Annotated in this window: 10 protein-coding genes; 5 read left to right on the forward strand and 5 right to left on the reverse strand. The window is 72.5% G+C overall.

The genetic code is table 11. The features are described from left to right. Positions 1–150: 150 nt before the first annotated feature. Positions 151–1,881, forward strand: a complete 1,731-nt coding sequence (locus tag ABZS54_RS05580; protein WP_355531358.1) for a SpoIIE family protein phosphatase — start codon at positions 151–153, stop codon at positions 1,879–1,881. Further along, positions 1,878–2,873, forward strand: coding sequence for a cobalamin-dependent protein (locus tag ABZS54_RS05585; RefSeq protein WP_355531360.1), 996 nt, complete (start codon positions 1,878–1,880; stop codon positions 2,871–2,873). Before ABZS54_RS05580 ends, ABZS54_RS05585 begins: the two co-directional genes overlap by 4 nt. A 40-nt stretch (positions 2,874–2,913) precedes the next feature. Here the strand turns inward: ABZS54_RS05585 and ABZS54_RS05590 are convergent, their stop codons facing one another. The 3 genes from ABZS54_RS05590 to ABZS54_RS05600 all read right to left on the reverse strand — a co-directional run bounded on the left by ABZS54_RS05590 (position 2,914) and on the right by ABZS54_RS05600 (position 5,377). Next, positions 2,914–3,294 carry an STAS domain-containing protein gene (locus tag ABZS54_RS05590; protein ID WP_355531362.1) on the reverse strand — a complete coding sequence of 127 codons (381 nt, stop codon included), beginning with the start codon at positions 3,292–3,294 and terminating at the stop codon, positions 2,914–2,916. A 340-nt stretch (positions 3,295–3,634) separates the two neighbouring features. Next, positions 3,635–4,297: a peptidyl-tRNA hydrolase gene (locus ABZS54_RS05595; RefSeq protein WP_355531364.1), complete on the reverse strand. Its 663-nt coding sequence runs from the start codon at positions 4,295–4,297 to the stop codon at positions 3,635–3,637. Between the two features lie 201 nt (positions 4,298–4,498). Beyond that, complete coding sequence (locus tag ABZS54_RS05600; protein ID WP_355531366.1) at positions 4,499–5,377, reverse strand: alpha/beta hydrolase fold domain-containing protein; 879 nt, start codon at positions 5,375–5,377, stop codon at positions 4,499–4,501. A 333-nt stretch (positions 5,378–5,710) separates the two neighbouring features. Here ABZS54_RS05600 and ABZS54_RS05605 point away from each other — a divergent pair, with 333 nt between their 5' ends. The 3 genes from ABZS54_RS05605 to ABZS54_RS05615 all read left to right on the forward strand — a co-directional run bounded on the left by ABZS54_RS05605 (position 5,711) and on the right by ABZS54_RS05615 (position 12,915). Beyond that, a complete protein-coding gene (locus tag ABZS54_RS05605) occupies positions 5,711–9,211 on the forward strand; it encodes a BTAD domain-containing putative transcriptional regulator (RefSeq protein ID WP_355531368.1) in 3,501 nt (1,166 codons plus the stop codon). 113 nt (positions 9,212–9,324) lie between these two features. Beyond that, entirely contained in the window at positions 9,325–10,587 is a 1,263-nt protein-coding gene (locus tag ABZS54_RS05610) for a phytanoyl-CoA dioxygenase family protein (RefSeq protein WP_355531370.1), read from the forward strand. A gap of 417 nt (positions 10,588–11,004) precedes the next feature. Beyond that, positions 11,005–12,915: an FGLLP motif-containing membrane protein gene (locus ABZS54_RS05615; RefSeq protein WP_355531372.1), complete on the forward strand. Its 1,911-nt coding sequence runs from the start codon at positions 11,005–11,007 to the stop codon at positions 12,913–12,915. A gap of 68 nt (positions 12,916–12,983) precedes the next feature. Here ABZS54_RS05615 and ABZS54_RS05620 read toward each other — a convergent pair whose 3' ends face one another. Together ABZS54_RS05620 and ABZS54_RS05625 are read right to left on the reverse strand one after the other, a co-directional pair. Next, complete coding sequence (locus ABZS54_RS05620) at positions 12,984–13,208, reverse strand: DUF397 domain-containing protein (protein WP_355531374.1); 225 nt, start codon at positions 13,206–13,208, stop codon at positions 12,984–12,986. A 193-nt stretch (positions 13,209–13,401) separates the two neighbouring features. Next, a complete protein-coding gene (locus ABZS54_RS05625) occupies positions 13,402–14,505 on the reverse strand; it encodes a hypothetical protein (protein ID WP_355531376.1) in 1,104 nt (367 codons plus the stop codon). Positions 14,506–14,644 lie beyond the last annotated feature (139 nt).

The following is a 14,644-nucleotide window of genomic DNA, read 5'->3' on the forward strand; positions in this document are numbered from 1 at the left end:
CGCGTCGGCCCCTCGTGGACCGTCTTCCCCTATAGGTGTGATTCCGGCGGAACCCACACCCGGGCGACGTTTGCGGTCGTACCTTGAAGGTTGCGCGAGCGCCGGCGCGAGCCGGTTCGAAACGCACGGACGCAAGGGATTCCGTAGACCATGACCGGACAACACCCCTCCGGCGACGAGCGGGGCAGCAACACGCAGGAGCCGGCCGCCGAGCGGCGGACCAACGGCTTCAAGCCGCCACGTGTCCCGGACGAGCCCGCGCCGCCCGCGTGGTCGCTCGGCGAGGTGCTCGAACACGGCGACACCGGCGTGGTCGTCTTCACGCCCGAGGGCACCGTGTGCTACCTCAACGCGGCGGCGGGGCGGCTGCTGCCGGATTGCGCCGTGGGCACGGCCCATCCGACGTTGCCCGCGACCGGTACCACCTGGCAGGGCGAGGTCTTCGACCGGCGCGTGCGCGGTCGGCGGGCGGTACTGGGCGACGGCCACTACGCGTGGTACATCCAGGACACCACCGCCGAACGACGGCGCGAGGACGCGCTGTTGGCCGAGCGCAGGCGCAAGGTCTTCCTCGCCGAGGCCGGTCGCCTGTTGTCCGCGACCACCCATCCGCGCCGACTCACCGATCTGGTGACCACGTTACCGGCACGCGAACTGGCCGACTGGGTGGCACTGTCCGTGCCGAGTATGGAGGACGGCCGGCTGCGCACCACGTACGCACCCGCCACCGGCGCCCCGATCGCCCGGGTGACCACTGGTCTGGGGGCCGCGTGGACCGCGCCGGCAGGGGTCGGCCGGGTGCTGCGCACCCGACGGCAGGAGCTGCACCCGCTGATGGACCAGGCATTGCTCGCCCGGCTGGTGCCGGACGAGGCGGTCGCGGATCTGGTCGCGGTGGATGCCTGTTGCGCGCTGGTGGTTCCGGTGTACACCGACGACGACGCGCCCTCCGTACTGACGTTCGTGCGCTCGGCGACCTCGGACCCGTTCACCGAGGAGGAGATCTCGCTCGCCGTCGACTACGCCGAGCGGGTGGGCGTCGCGCTGCGCACCTCGCGGTTGTACGTCGAACAGGACCGGCGCACCATGTTGTTGGCCCAGGCGCTCGTACCCGGCCCGCTGCCGGAGGTGCCCGGCGCGCGGATCGCCGCACGCTATCGGCCCGTCGCGCTGACCGACGGTCTCGGTGGCGACTTCTACGCCGTGCACCCGACCCCGATCGACGGCACCTGGGCGTTCTCGGTCGGCGACGTGTGCGGACGGGGCACGCCGGTGGGCATGTTCAGCTCACGGTCGCTGCTGATCCTGCGCACCGCGGCGAACGCCGGCTGCGCGCCCGCGCAGCGCATGGCACTCCTGGACGCGGAGTTGACCCTCGGCGACCCTTCCCTCGTGCTCACCGCGATCACCGGCGACTGCTCGGTGCATCCCGACGGTTCGGCGCTGATCCGGCTGACCTGCGCCGGGCATCCACCGCCGCTGTGGATGGATCCGGCGGGTCGGGTACAGGCGATGGAGTTCACCGACCCACTCGTCGCGGGCATCCCGGGTACCGTGTTCGGCGAGCGGGAGTTGGCGCTGGCGCCGGGCTCGACGCTGCTCCTGTACAGCGACGGGGTCACCGAGGCGCGCGACGCGGACGGCGAGGCATACGGCGTACAGGCGCTGCGGCACGACCTGGCGTCCTGCGCGGGCATGCCGGTGGACGCGCTCGTGGAACGCCTGGAACAGCGGCTGATGGTGCGTCTGGGGGACGCCCCGGTCGTGGACGACGTGGTCCTGCTGGCCATTCACATCCCCTACCGGGACGACGACGAGGCTCTGCCGACTCTGGTCGAGCTCGACTGCCCGGTTCCCGACGAACATCCGGACGGCGCATGACGCACGTGGTCTCCGACGAACTCGACCTGTTCCTCGCGCACATCGGGCGGGCGGAGGAGGTCGAGGCACTGACCCTGGTCCGAAACCTGCTCGGCAAGGGCGTGCCCGGCGACCGGGTATTGACCGACCTGGTGATCCCGGCGCTGCGCACGGTGGGCGAGCGGTGGGCCACCGGCGAGTGGACCGTGGCGCGCGAACACGGCGCCTCGCACGTCACCGGTCGTGTGGTGCACCTGATCGCGGACGCGACGCCGCGGCCACGCTCCGCGTCCCGGGTCGTGGTCTGCTGCGCGCAGGGCGACTGGCACGGGCTGGCGTCCACGATCCTGGCCGCGCTGTTACGGGGACGCGGCATCGAGGCAATGGTCCTACCGCCGGGCACCGGCACGGGCGAACTGGCCCGGATATTGCCCGACGCGGAGGCGGATTCGGTCGCGATCGGCTGCATGGTCTCCACCGCGCTGCCGGGCGCGCGGGCGATGGTCGAGGTGGCCCGGCGGGTCGGCGTACCGGTTCTGGTCGGCGGCCCGGGCTTCGGTCCGGACGGCCGGTGGGCGGGCGTGGTGGGCGCGAACGGCTGGGCGCAGGACGCCCGGCAGGCCGCCGACATGCTGGCGGGCCCGGACTGGCCCACGATCACCACCCCGGCACCTCGGCTGCGCCACCTCCCGGACGCCGCCCACGACGGCGTCGGTCTGTTGCGCACCCCACTGGTCGCGGCCGGCATGGCAGCCCTGGTCCCGATCGAGAGCGAGCGCTCGGACACCACACTGCGGGACGGGCTGGTGACCGCCGTCGACGCTCTCGCGGTTTCGCTCTTCCTCGACGACCACGTCCTCTTCGTCGACTTCACCCGGTGGTTCGCCGACGTCCTGGGCCACCGCCACGTCCCGAGGCAGGCCCTCGCCGCGGCGTACCGCGCCTTCGCCGCCCGTTTGGCGCACGTGCCGGGGGCGGGCGCCACGCTGAGGGTGGCGGGGGCGGTGCTGTAGCGGACCCGGGTCGGGGTTGGGCCGGGTGTCCCGCAACGGATCAGCCCGCGGCGCTCAGGTCCTCGTCCGTCGGGGTGTCGTCACACAGGGCCTCGTCCAGGTCCGGGTGCACGTCGAAGAGGCGGCGCAGGCCGAGGGCGGTGAAGACGCGGTTGACGTGGTGGTCGTTGTTGCTGGGCATGACCAGCCGCAGGGTGCCGCCGGTGGAGCGGAGCAGGCGACGGGCGGCGACCAGGGTGCCGATGCCGGTGGAGTCGAGGAATTCCACCTCGGTGAGTTCGAGGACGATCCGGTGGTCGCCGTCGGCGACCGCGCGTCTGACGTGTTCGCGCAGCTCGGGGACGACCGCGTAGTCGACCTCCCCGAGCACGTGCAGCACGGTCCAGCCCTGGAGATCGTCCTTGATCACCTGAAGAGTCACGCGCCGGCATTCCCCTCGCCCATGGTGTCCTGAGCCGCGACGCAGGATGCCCGCAACGATCGGCGACCCGTCCCCCATCGAATGCGCCGACGGATCCGGGGAGCCCCTGGACACGTGGCTCGGGAGCCGGGTGGTCGGCCCGGCCTGTGACCTACCGTAGTGGGCCCCGGGAGCCGGGGCAGTGACGATCCGGTCACGTACGGGTCTCGGTTGCAGCGTACACCGATTGCCGAAAGCCGCTCCCGGGGTACCCACTTCCCGTTGGTCGACTCACGCGGTTACACAACGTCACCTCGGGTAATCCGGCGGCAACCGTCCGGCCGGACCGGGGAAGCGCTGCTCAGCGGGTCGACCACGGCACGTCCGCGACCACCGTGCACGAGCCCGGCGCAATCTCGGTGAAGCCCGCGTCGCGCACGACGGGCCGACCGCTCGTGGTCAACGCGGGCCACGCGGCCGGCTCGGCGACCCGGACCGCGAGATCGAAGTCACGCTCCGCCCACTCCTTGCGCCCGGCGGGGCCCATGTCCAGCCACGCGAGGTGACTGCCGTGCCCCACCTGCGCCATGGCCTTGCCGGCGGTCATCTCCAGCGTCGGGTTCAGCCACAACACGGGCTGCCCGGACGCTGCTGCGGGCGGCGCTGCCGGTTCGTCCAGGTCGGTACCGGATACCTGCAACTTGGCCAGGTCCTTGGGCCATGCGTCCAGCGGGATCGGCGGGTACACCCGAACCTCCGCCGTGCGGTGGGCCACCGTGATGCCCGGCAACGTGTTAGCCCGCCGCCACTCGCCACCGCGGGCGCGCCGGACCACCTTGCGGATGCGGTGGCCCTGCCATGCCTCGACGACGTCGTGCCATTCACCGTCCGGGTCGGTGGACCTCGGGTCGGCCAGCAGGACCAGGACCGCGCGTGCGGCGGCCTCCAGGGCGTCGGTTCGGGCCGGCGGGTCGTCCTTCTCGATGTGCGCCACGAGGGGGAGGACGTATTCGATGGTGCTCACGGGTCGATGATGCCTTGCTCGTGGCCGCTCGGCCTCGTTGGGAGTGCCCGGTCTCGGTGCACGGTTGCCGTTGGGCGTTGGTCGGTTTGGGGATTGCGCCGGCCCGCCCACCCGTTGCCTCAGGTGTCGGGGCCGGGTTTTAGGGGCCGGGTTTTACGGGCCTCGGGGTGGGCCGATGGCGCCCCGAGGCCCTTGGTGGGTTCAGGCCTCCATCGCCCTTGTGGTCAGGAAGCGGGCGATGGTGCCGATGGCTTCCTGGGATTCGGGCATCGCCGGGTCGATCGCGGGCCAGGCGTGCGGGACGTCGGGGACCAGGTGGGCCTGGACCGGGACACCCGCCGTGGCGGCTCGGGCGGCGAACGCGGTGCTGTCGCCGAGCAGGGCCTCGTGGCAGGAGGCCAGGAGCAGGACCGGCGGCAGGCCGGACAGGTCGGCGAACAGCGGCGACGCCAACGGATCACCCGGGTCGTGCAGTTGCAGGTAGAGCTCGGCGGCCTCGCGCAGCGACTTCTTCGAGATCAGTTGGTCGGTGGCCGCGTTCGAATCGTACGTGGGCTTGGTCACGGTCAGGTCCAGCCACGGCGACAGCAGCACCAGGCCGGACGGCAGCGGCACCCGGGCGCCCCGGGCCGCGATGGCCAGCGCCGCCGCGAGCCCGCCGCCGGCCGAGTCGCCGCCCACGAACGGAGCCGGATGCGCGTCGCCGTTCGCGTCCACGATCGTGTCGTACACGTTCGCCACGTCGTGCAGCGCGGCCGGATACGGCGCTTCCGGCGCGAGGCGGTATTCGGCCAGTACCACCCGGGCCCGCGCGACCAGCGCGAGCCGCGAACCGATGCCCAACCAGCCCGTGGCGTCGCCCATCCGGTAACCGCCGCCGTGGAAGTAGAGCAGTGTCAGTGCCGGGTCCGGCACCTCCAGGAACGTGCACGGCACGCCGCCCACCAACTCCTGACGCACCGTCACCCCGGGTTCGGGTTCCTGGCGATACGCCGCGGTGCCGCGTCGCCGCGCGTCCAGTTCGTCCGACGCGGCACGCCCCTCGCGTACCGGCGGCAGATTCCAACCATCCAGGCTCATCCGTGCCCTCCCCAACCGAAACCCGAGTGCCCACAGGCCCGATGCCCACCTGACGGCTGCCCCGATACCGGATCTCCCACGCCCGGCACGGGATCGGCCGCCCGGGTCCGTACCCCACGATGCCGTGCCGCCGACAGCCTCCGGGAAACCCGAGTACGGATCAAGTGATTGGCCGGGTTGTGACATGGGGCCGGCGCAATTGGCCGCCGGTTGCACCGTTCGGTTCGTACCATGTGGCGCGCGGGGTCCTTCGAACCGCTCCCGGACCGGCGCCGGGGAATCGGTTGTCGCGAAGACGACAGCAGGAGGGGGGTCCGTCACATGGTGGTCCGGGTGCGTGTTCTCGGCCATGTCTGCGTAGACGGCCCCGCGGGCCGCGCCGCGGAGGATCTCCTGGGCGGCCCGCAGGCCCAGCTCGTGTTCGCCGCACTGGCACTGGGGCGCCGGCATCCGGTGCCGCGCGAGGAGTTGGCCGCCCTGCTGTGGCCCGAGCAGGCGCCCAAGTCGTGGGAGGGCGCGCTGCGCGGCGTGCTCAGTCGGGTGCGCGGCTTCCTGGGCCAGGCCGGATACGACGCCTCGTCGGTGCTGCGGCACCGGGCCGGCTGCTACGTGTTGTCTCTGCCCGAGGGCACCGAGGTCGACGTGGAGGCGGCCGAGAGCGCGCTGATCGAGGCCGAGGCGCTCGCGGTGCACGGTGCCTTCGCGCAGGCCCGATCCCGGGCACACGACGCGCACGAGATCCTCGCCCTGCCGTTTCTGCCCGGCCAGGACGGCGACTGGGTCAACGAGCGGCGCACCCGCTGGCGCTCGGCCCGGCTGCGCGCGCTCGCGGTGTCGGTGACCACCGAATTGCACCTGGGCCGGGCCGACGCGGCGGTGACCCGCGCGGGCCAACTCGTCGACCTGGATCCGTTCCGCGAGAGCAGCCACCGCCTGCTGATGACCGCGCACGCGGCCGGCGGCGACCGGGCGGCGGCGCTGCGTGCGTACGAACGATGTCGGCGCCTGTTGGCCACCGAATTGGGCGTGGGGCCGTCCCCGGAGACCGAATCGGCCTTCCTGCGCCTGCTCGGCGACGCCACGCCGCAACCGCTGCCGGTGCCCGCGCCCGCCGCGCGCTTCGCCTCGCCCGCTCCCGGCCGGGACGCCCTGCCCGCCCCGGCACCCACCCGCTCGGCGCACGACGCGTTCCCGCACGGCGCGCCGGGACCGATCGTGGGCCGCTCCGCCGAATTGCGCCTGCTGGAGGAATCCACCGGGGCCGAGGTCGGCTCGCGCGTGGTGCTGGTCAGCGGCGACGCCGGAATCGGCAAATCCTTCCTGTTGAGCGAGTTCGCCACCCGCGCCGGCCACAACGCGCTGGTGCTGACCGGCCGCAGCGACGAGGGCGTGGCGGCGCCGTTCCAACCCTTCGTGACCATGCTGCGCGCGCACCTCGCCGACGTCGCGGCCGAGGAGTTGCGCGAGCGGGTCGGCGACCTCGGCGGCGAGTTGCACCGACTGCTGCCCGAACTGCCCTTGGAACCGGCCGGCCTGACCCAGCCTCAGGGGCCGCCCGACTCGAACACCGAGCGCTACCGGCTGTTCGAGGCGGTCGCCGGAGTGTTCCGGCACGCGGCCGGCAGGGGTGGTTTGGTACTGCTGCTCGACGACGTGCACTGGTCCTCGACCTCGACCATGCTGATGCTGCGCCATGTGGCCCGGGCGCTGGTCGGCACCCGCGCGGTGCTGGTGCTCGCCTACCGCGACACCGGGCTCGGCTCGGTCCACCCGATGACCAGGCTGATCGCCGACCTCTACCGCGACCTGCATCCACTGCACGTGCCGCTGGGCGGCCTGGACGTGGCGGCTTTGGTCGAACTCGCGCACGTGCTGGCCGGCCCGCTGCCACCGCGCGCGGAAGGCGTCCGGGCCCACGTCCTGCGCGAACTCAGCGACGGCAATCCGTTGTTGGCCACCGAACTGCTGCGCCAATGGGCGGATGTCAGCGACTGGTCGGCGCTGGGCAAGAGCGTGCCCGCGGACGTCCCGCGCCGAGTGCGCAACGTGCTGCGCCAGCGGCTTCTGGGCCTGCCGCAGTCCACCCTGGAGGCGCTCACCGTGGCCGCCGTGGTCGGCCCGGCCTTCGATATCGACCTGGTCGCCGCCGTACACCCGGGCGGGTTCGACACCGTCGTGGACGCCCTCGACGATGCCGAGCGTGCCCATGTGGTGCGGGCCGAGGAGACCGATCGCCCGGGCCGCTTCACCTTCGTCCACGCCCTGGTCCGCTCCACGCTCTACCAGGAACTGCCCACCGCACGCCGGCTGCAACTGCACCGCAAGGTCGGCCTGGCCCTGGAGGCACGCGGCGACCGGGACGCGCATCTGCCCGAACTGGCCCACCACTTCCGACTGGCCTGCCGATTCGGCGAGGCCCGCCGCGCCCTGGACTACGCCTGGCGCGCGGGCGACGAGGCGCGCGACGGCGGCGCGTTCGAGGTCGCCGCCGAACACTACCGGCAGGCCCTGGAGGTGCTGCCGATGGTGGCCGATCCGGCCCCGGAGACCCGCTGCGACCTGCTGCTCTCGCGGGGCGCCGCACTGGACCGGTGCGGCGACCGGCGCTGCCGGGAGGTGCTGCGCCGGGCCGCCGAGGAGGCCCGGGCGTTGTCCGACCCGCGCCGGCTGGGCCGAGTCGCGCTCGCCATGGTGCGCCTGGGGCAGGTCTACCAGGTGGGCGTGGATCTGGAGTTGGTCGCGCTGCTGCGCGAGGCGCTGGCGGCACTGCCGATCGCCTCCGGCCTGCCCGCGGACATCGCACTGCGCTCGCTGTTGCTGGCCGCGCTCGCGGTGGCGCTCACCTTCGGGCACGACCGCGAGGCGCGGCTGACCATGCTCTACGAAGCACTGGACGCGGCCCGCGAATCGGGCTCGCACGATGCGCTGGCACAGGGCCTGGAAGCACACCACCTGGCCGCCTCCGGCCCGGATCTGGTCGAGGAACGGCTGCGGATGAGCGGCGAGTTGACCGTGCTCTCCGGACTGACTGGTGATCAGGAGTCGCTGTTTCGCAGCCACTTGAACCAGGCCTACGACCTGGTGGTGCGCGGCTCGATCCCGGCCGCCGAGCGCGAGTACGCGCAGGCGCAGCGGGTGGCCCGGCGGCTGCGGCATCCGTGGTTCACCTGGGAGGTGCTGATCTACCGCTGCGGCCTGGAACTGCTGCGCGGGCGGACCGCGCGCGCGGCCGACGTATTGGCCGACGCGCTGCGGCTGGCCCGGCGATCGGGGCTGCCGCGCGAGGCGGTGCGCTCGTTCAACCTCTCGCAGATCCTGGCGGTGCGTTGGGAACAGGGCCGGTTGGGCATGATGGCGCGCCGCGCCGCGGTGGCCGCGGACTGGTCGCGGGACGTGTCCTGGTGGCGGATTCAGTCCTGCTGGGCGGCGTCCGCGTCGACCGACCCCAAGTCGGCGCGCGAGGAGTTCCACGCGTTGTGCGTGCCGGGCTTCGCGACGATCCCGGTGGACCTGCTGTGGACCGGTTCGCTGATGCGGTTGGGCGAGGTCGCGATCGAACTGGGCGATGTGGAACGCGGTCTGCTCGTGAGCGAGGCGCTGACCCCGTACGCTGAGCACCTGGACTGGACCGGCTCCTCGCTCGGCCCGGTGCGCCGGGTGCTCGGCGGGCTGGCCGCGCTCGTCGGCGACGGGGTCGCGGCCCGGGCGCAGTTCGACGCCGCGTACGCCCGGTGCGTCGAGTTGGGGCTGCCCGGACACGCCGAGCGCACGCTCGGGGACGCTGTGCGTCTGCTCGGTGAGCCGCTGGACACCGGCACCTCCTCCCTTCGCTGACTGGCTGTCACCTTGCGCTTTCGCGCTGCTCTGACGCTGTTCTGACGCTGTTTGCCTACCGTTGGTGACGGACCCGGCCGTTGCGCCGGGTGCGGAACGGGGAGGACGGGGCAATGGGGATTGCGGGCGCCGGATCGGCGGTGGCGCACGACGCCGAGCGTGGCACATTCAGTGTGTTGGGTTGGCCGGTGGTGTGCTTCGAATCGTTCCATCGGGTGGAGTTGCCGCGTCGCCTGGAGGGCGGACTGGGTGAACGGGTCGCCTGGGACGTGGCCGGCCGAGCCCCGATCGCGCTGTGCATGCCGAACGGTCAGGCGTACAGCTATGTCGAGGACCGCGGCGAAGTGCGGATCGTGCCCGGGGTGACCGCGGACGCCGCGTTGGTGGTCGAACTCGAATCCGGTGCGTGGCAGGACTACCTCTACGAACTGCGCACCAGCCGGGGACTGGTCGAATCGCACGCGGTGCGGTTCGTGCGCGGGGAGTTCGCCGACTGGGACGTATGGGAGCCCGCGATCCGCTGCATGTACTCCGGCACGCCCATCTACCACCCCGCGGCACTGGACCTGCGCGACCTCGCGGATCGTCCGATCGACCTGCACCGTGACTTCACCACCCACGACGACCCCGACGAGATGGCGCATTTCCTGCGGGCCACCGGCTACCTGGTGGTGCGTCAGGTCTTCGACGCGGACCGGGTCGAGGAGTTGGCGGGCGAGGTGGACCGGATCCGGGGCCTGTGCCGCGAGGGCGACCGGAGGTCGCTGTGGGCGGACGGGCCCGGCGGGCTGCGTGCGCCCTACCGGTTGACCTATCTGGGCATGCGCTCGCCGCGGATCGCCGCACTGGCCGACGACCCGACCGTACGCATGTTGTGCGGTCTGGCCGGCCAGGACGTGGTCGCGGTGACCGACCGCGATTCCGGACAGATCGCCGTACTCAAGGAGTTCGGCACCACGCCCGAACCCCTGTCCATCCCGGACCTGCCCTGGCACAAGGACTGCGCGCTCGGCGGTTGTCCGGTCACGTGTCCGCGCGTGCACGTGGGAATCCGGCTGGACGCGGTGAGCCAGGACAGTTCCCAGCTCTACACGCTGGCCGGCTCGTGGGGCACGGTCGCGCACGAGCTGTACACGCCGGCCCAATGGGAGCAACTCCCGGTGGTCGGAATCACCACCGAACCGGGCGACGTGACCGTACACATGGGCTGCGGCCTGCATGCGGGGCCTGCGGCGACCGGCCCGGCCCGCCGCCGCACGCTGTACGTGCAGTTCGACAATCCGCGAATCTTCGACGTCACGAACGCGTACGAGACATACGAACAGGTGATCCCGGGCTACGGGAGCGGAGACCTACTGACCATGTCGCGAATGTAGCCCCCGACGTGACCGGAGAGGCAGAGCGGAAGGGCTCACGCTGCGCGGGGGCGGCGGTCGGGCCACGACGGCCGCAGGCGCCTGGTGTGCGTGGCGCACGGGGCACGGGTGCCGCGCCGGGCTGGTCTGCGGCGCCTCCCGTCCTGCCGGCGTGCCCTCGCGATGGGGCGTGGGGCGGGACCGGGCCGGGTCTTTCGGCCGCGTAGCGGACGTGCATCCCGGCGCGGAGCGCCGGCCCGACCGCGGCTGCGGAGCAGACGCGGTCGGCTGCGGAAGGCGCTGTGGCCGGTGTGGCCCCGACCGTCGCCCCCGCGGATGGTGGGCCCGTCCTTCAGCGGTAGGTGCTGTGGTTGGTGTGACGTGGGACTGGGTGGGGGCTCGGCTCGGTAACGTGTCCGGCCTTACGGGGAGGCGTAGATGCGGCGAATCTTGGTGGTCGTGATCCTGGCGCTGGTCGGGCTGTTCGTCGGTGGCCCCGCGGTGGCCTCCGGTGGGGGCGGCAGTGGGGGCGGCAGTGGGGGCGGCAGTGTGGTTTCGGGGCCGAGTCTGATCAGGGCGACCGCCGATCCGCCGCCGGTGGCGACCGTCCCGGCGGTGGCGCGGGCGAATGCGCCGGTGAATGTGTACGGCGCGGGCGCGCGGGAGTGCACCAAACGTGGGTGGCGGGTCCAGGTGGGGGTCGCGGTCGGGGACGATCCGAACTTCTGGTCGGTGATCGCGGAGACGTCCGGCGACCGGTGGGCGGCCGGGTTCTGGCAGGACGCGCGAGCGGGCTTCCCGAACGGGACGCATCGAGTGAGCGCGGTGTGTCAGAGCGCGGACGGCACCGAGCGTGGTGCCGAGATCGGCCGGGGCACGATCGAGGTTTCCGCGGAACGCGCGGACGCGGATTCCGGATTGGCCACGCCGCCGGTGGTGCGGCAGGGCGATCCGGGCACGATGTTCCTGGTCACGCTCTCCCGTACGTGTGCCGATCCGGTGCTGCGGGTCGGGCCGAACCCGGTCGAGGTGCGTTCGGTGGCCACGCCGCCGCGACCGTTGCGGCCGAGCATGGCCAAGACCCGGATCGAGTACACGCTGCCCGCGGGCCTCGACGTCGGGTCGTACGAACTCACGGTGTCCTGCGGCGGCAGCCTGCTCGCGACCCGGCCGCTCTCGGTGTTCCCGCCCAAGGGAACCCCCGAACCGACCGAATCCTCCGACCTGGGCGACCGGTCCGCGGTCACCGACGCGGTCCCGCTGCCCTCGGACATCGCCACCGACCCGGGCGCGATCGGTCGTACCGGCCTGCTCGGCGTGGTCCTGGTGCTGCTCGTCGGGCTGCCGACCGAGCTGTTCAACAAGACCTGGGAGCACCACCAGGGCCGAATCGCCGCGTGGTGGCGCCGGCGCACGAACCGCCCGGCCGGCGCCGAACCGGGTCCGCTGTCCTGGCTGGTGGGCTCGAGTCCGTGGCATGTGAGCGGGTACGTGCTGATCACCGCCGTGTTGTCGACCGGCGTGGATCCGGGCGCCGGCTGGTCGGTGCGCAGCGGGCTGCTGGCGCTCGCGTTCCTGATCGCGATCCCGGTGATCCTGGTCGCCTACCAGTGGCCCGCGGAACGGCTCACCCGTCGGGTCACCCGGGTGCCGGCCACGTTCCGCACCGTCCCGGCCGCACTGGGCCTGGCCGTCGTGTGCACCGCGATCTCGCGCCTGGCCGGCTTCGTACCCGGCCTCGTCTTCGGCCTGGTCGCGGGCTTCGTCGCGCTGCGCGAGCGGCGGGTGGGCCGCAACCAGGACGGCCAAGCCGTGCTGGCCGGCACGCTGAGCTGCCTGGTGGTCAGCCTGCTCGCGTGGGGCGGCCTGGAACTCGTACACGACCGGGCGAGCGCGACCGACGCCGGGACGGGGTGGGTGCTGCTGGACGCGGTGGCGGCCACGGTGTTCGTACTGGGCGTGGAAACCCTGGTGTTCGGCCTGATCCCACTGCGCGGAACCGACGGCGGCCGACTGCGCGCCTGGAGCCCGATCGGGTGGGCGGTGGCGTACACGATCGTGGTGTTGTGCTTCGTCCATGTCCTGGTGCTCAACCCCGGCGGCGATGCCTCCGGGCCGGGCGGCCTGATCGCGACCCTGGTGGTGTTCGGCCTGGCCTCCCTCGGCGGCTTCGCCTTCTGGGCCTGGTTCACCTACGGCCCGGCGCCGGCGCCGGAGCAGCCACCGGCACCACTGCCGCCGATCCCGGCACCCCCCGGACCGCCGGAATTCCCGATCCCGGCACCACCGAGCGCGCCCCCGATCCCGGCACCGCCGCCGTATCCGCCGGGCCCGCCGACGGGGTTCTAGCCCGAACTTGCCTGCGGCGGTCGGCTTCCCCTGCTCTGGTCGGGGAGCCGGCCGCCGCCGGGTGTCGTTCAGAGTTCGGCGTTGAACGTGCCTTCGCGGAAGGCGGCTCGTGCGTCGGCTTGGAACCGCAGGGGTTCGCGGCCGGGTTCTCGGAGTCGCGTACGGCGAGTCCGCCTTCGGCGGAGGTCGGTGATCTCGGCGCAGTTGTTCTCGGCGCCGCCGCTCGCCGAGGACTTGCGCCAAGTGGCGGCGGAGCGGCCGTGGGCGTACAAGTCCGCCCTGGCTTCGCTCACGGGCGTCGTCCGTTCGCCCTGTCTCTGCCGAGTGCGATGGAGTCCTCCACCGGCAGGGCCGCCGCGCGGATGCGCTCGAACTCGCCGGCGATGGTTTGGACAAGGCCGAGGACGTCCGCGTGTGCGCCGTATCCGAGCCGCGGTTGCGCCGCCCGTCGGCGGACGGCCGCACCGCACGCCCCGCGCCGGGGCCTCAGCGCGGGTTGCGTTTGGTGATCCTGCCCTGGGCGTCCGCCTCCAGGGATGCCTTGCCACCGGCGTCGGCGACGGTGACTCGGATGGTCGGTACGCCGGTCTTCGCGTCGGGCTCGAAGCCGATCCGCCACGAGGTGGGGTCGGTGATGCCCAGCTTGGTCTTCGCCTCGCGTACCAGGGCGGGGAGGCGCTCGTACGGGAGGGCGTTCAGGTCGATGACCGCGCCCGGTTGCGGCGGGGTGCCGGGGATGCCGCGCACCGCCATCACGTGTTCGTCGATGCTGAATTCACTGGCGTTGCCCGTCCGCATCCCGGTGATCAGCGATCCGGCGAGGTGCCGCATCTCGCCGTCGTCGAGCATCGATTCCGAGGTCGCCGTCCCGGTGATGGTGGAGGCCGAGGTCGAGGACGAGTGGCTGTTGGTGGTGGTCGTCGAGGAAGACGACGAGGACGTCGTCGTGGGGCCGTCGTCCTCGGTGAACAGGTCCGCGCGGAAGAGCAGGACCACGGCGGCTGCGCCGAGCAACAGGCCGAGCGTGGCGAGCAGGCAGAACGCGCCTTCCTCCTTCGGGCCGGTCAGCAGCGCGGACTCCGGGGCGGAATCCACCGATTCGGTCGCCGCGCGCCGCACCCACTCGCCGGTCGGCGCGGTGACGATCTTGACGTCCCACGGCTCGTCCGGGCGGTACTCGACCACGACCACGCCGCGCGGCCGGTAGTCGGGGATGTCCACCAGGTTGATGTCCTGGCTCATCTCGACCCGGTACGCCGGCCGCTCGTCCGGCGCCACCGTCAGCACGAACTCGACCGGTACGTTCGCCGATTCGCCGCCGATGGCCCGGCGGCTCTCGATCACGGCCAGCGCGGGCCGCGCCGGGGTACGCGGGTTGCGCGCGCGCCGAATGCGCCCCGCGACGCTCACCACGACGACGTTGAGCACGAAGAGCCCGACGCCGATCGCGACCACGGGCCATCGTTCGAGAATGCCCCCGACCACGAAGCAGGCCGACGCGATGCCGATCGCGCCCCCGCCAAGAAAGCCGCCCATGGCGACCTTGAACCGCGCTCCGGCGGATCTCTTGCGGGTTTCGATGATCGCCATGGCGGCGATTGTGCCGGGCGCGGATGGACGGCGAAAGGCGCCCGGGCGAAATGCGGATCCCAATTCCCGGGACGTGGGGAGATCCCCCGAATCGACTCGACCCCGCGCCCCCAACCCAGCCGCCCGACCCCGCATCACC

The organism is Embleya sp. NPDC005575, assembly GCF_040605455.1.
In the GTDB taxonomy this organism is placed as follows: domain Bacteria; phylum Actinomycetota; class Actinomycetes; order Streptomycetales; family Streptomycetaceae; genus Embleya.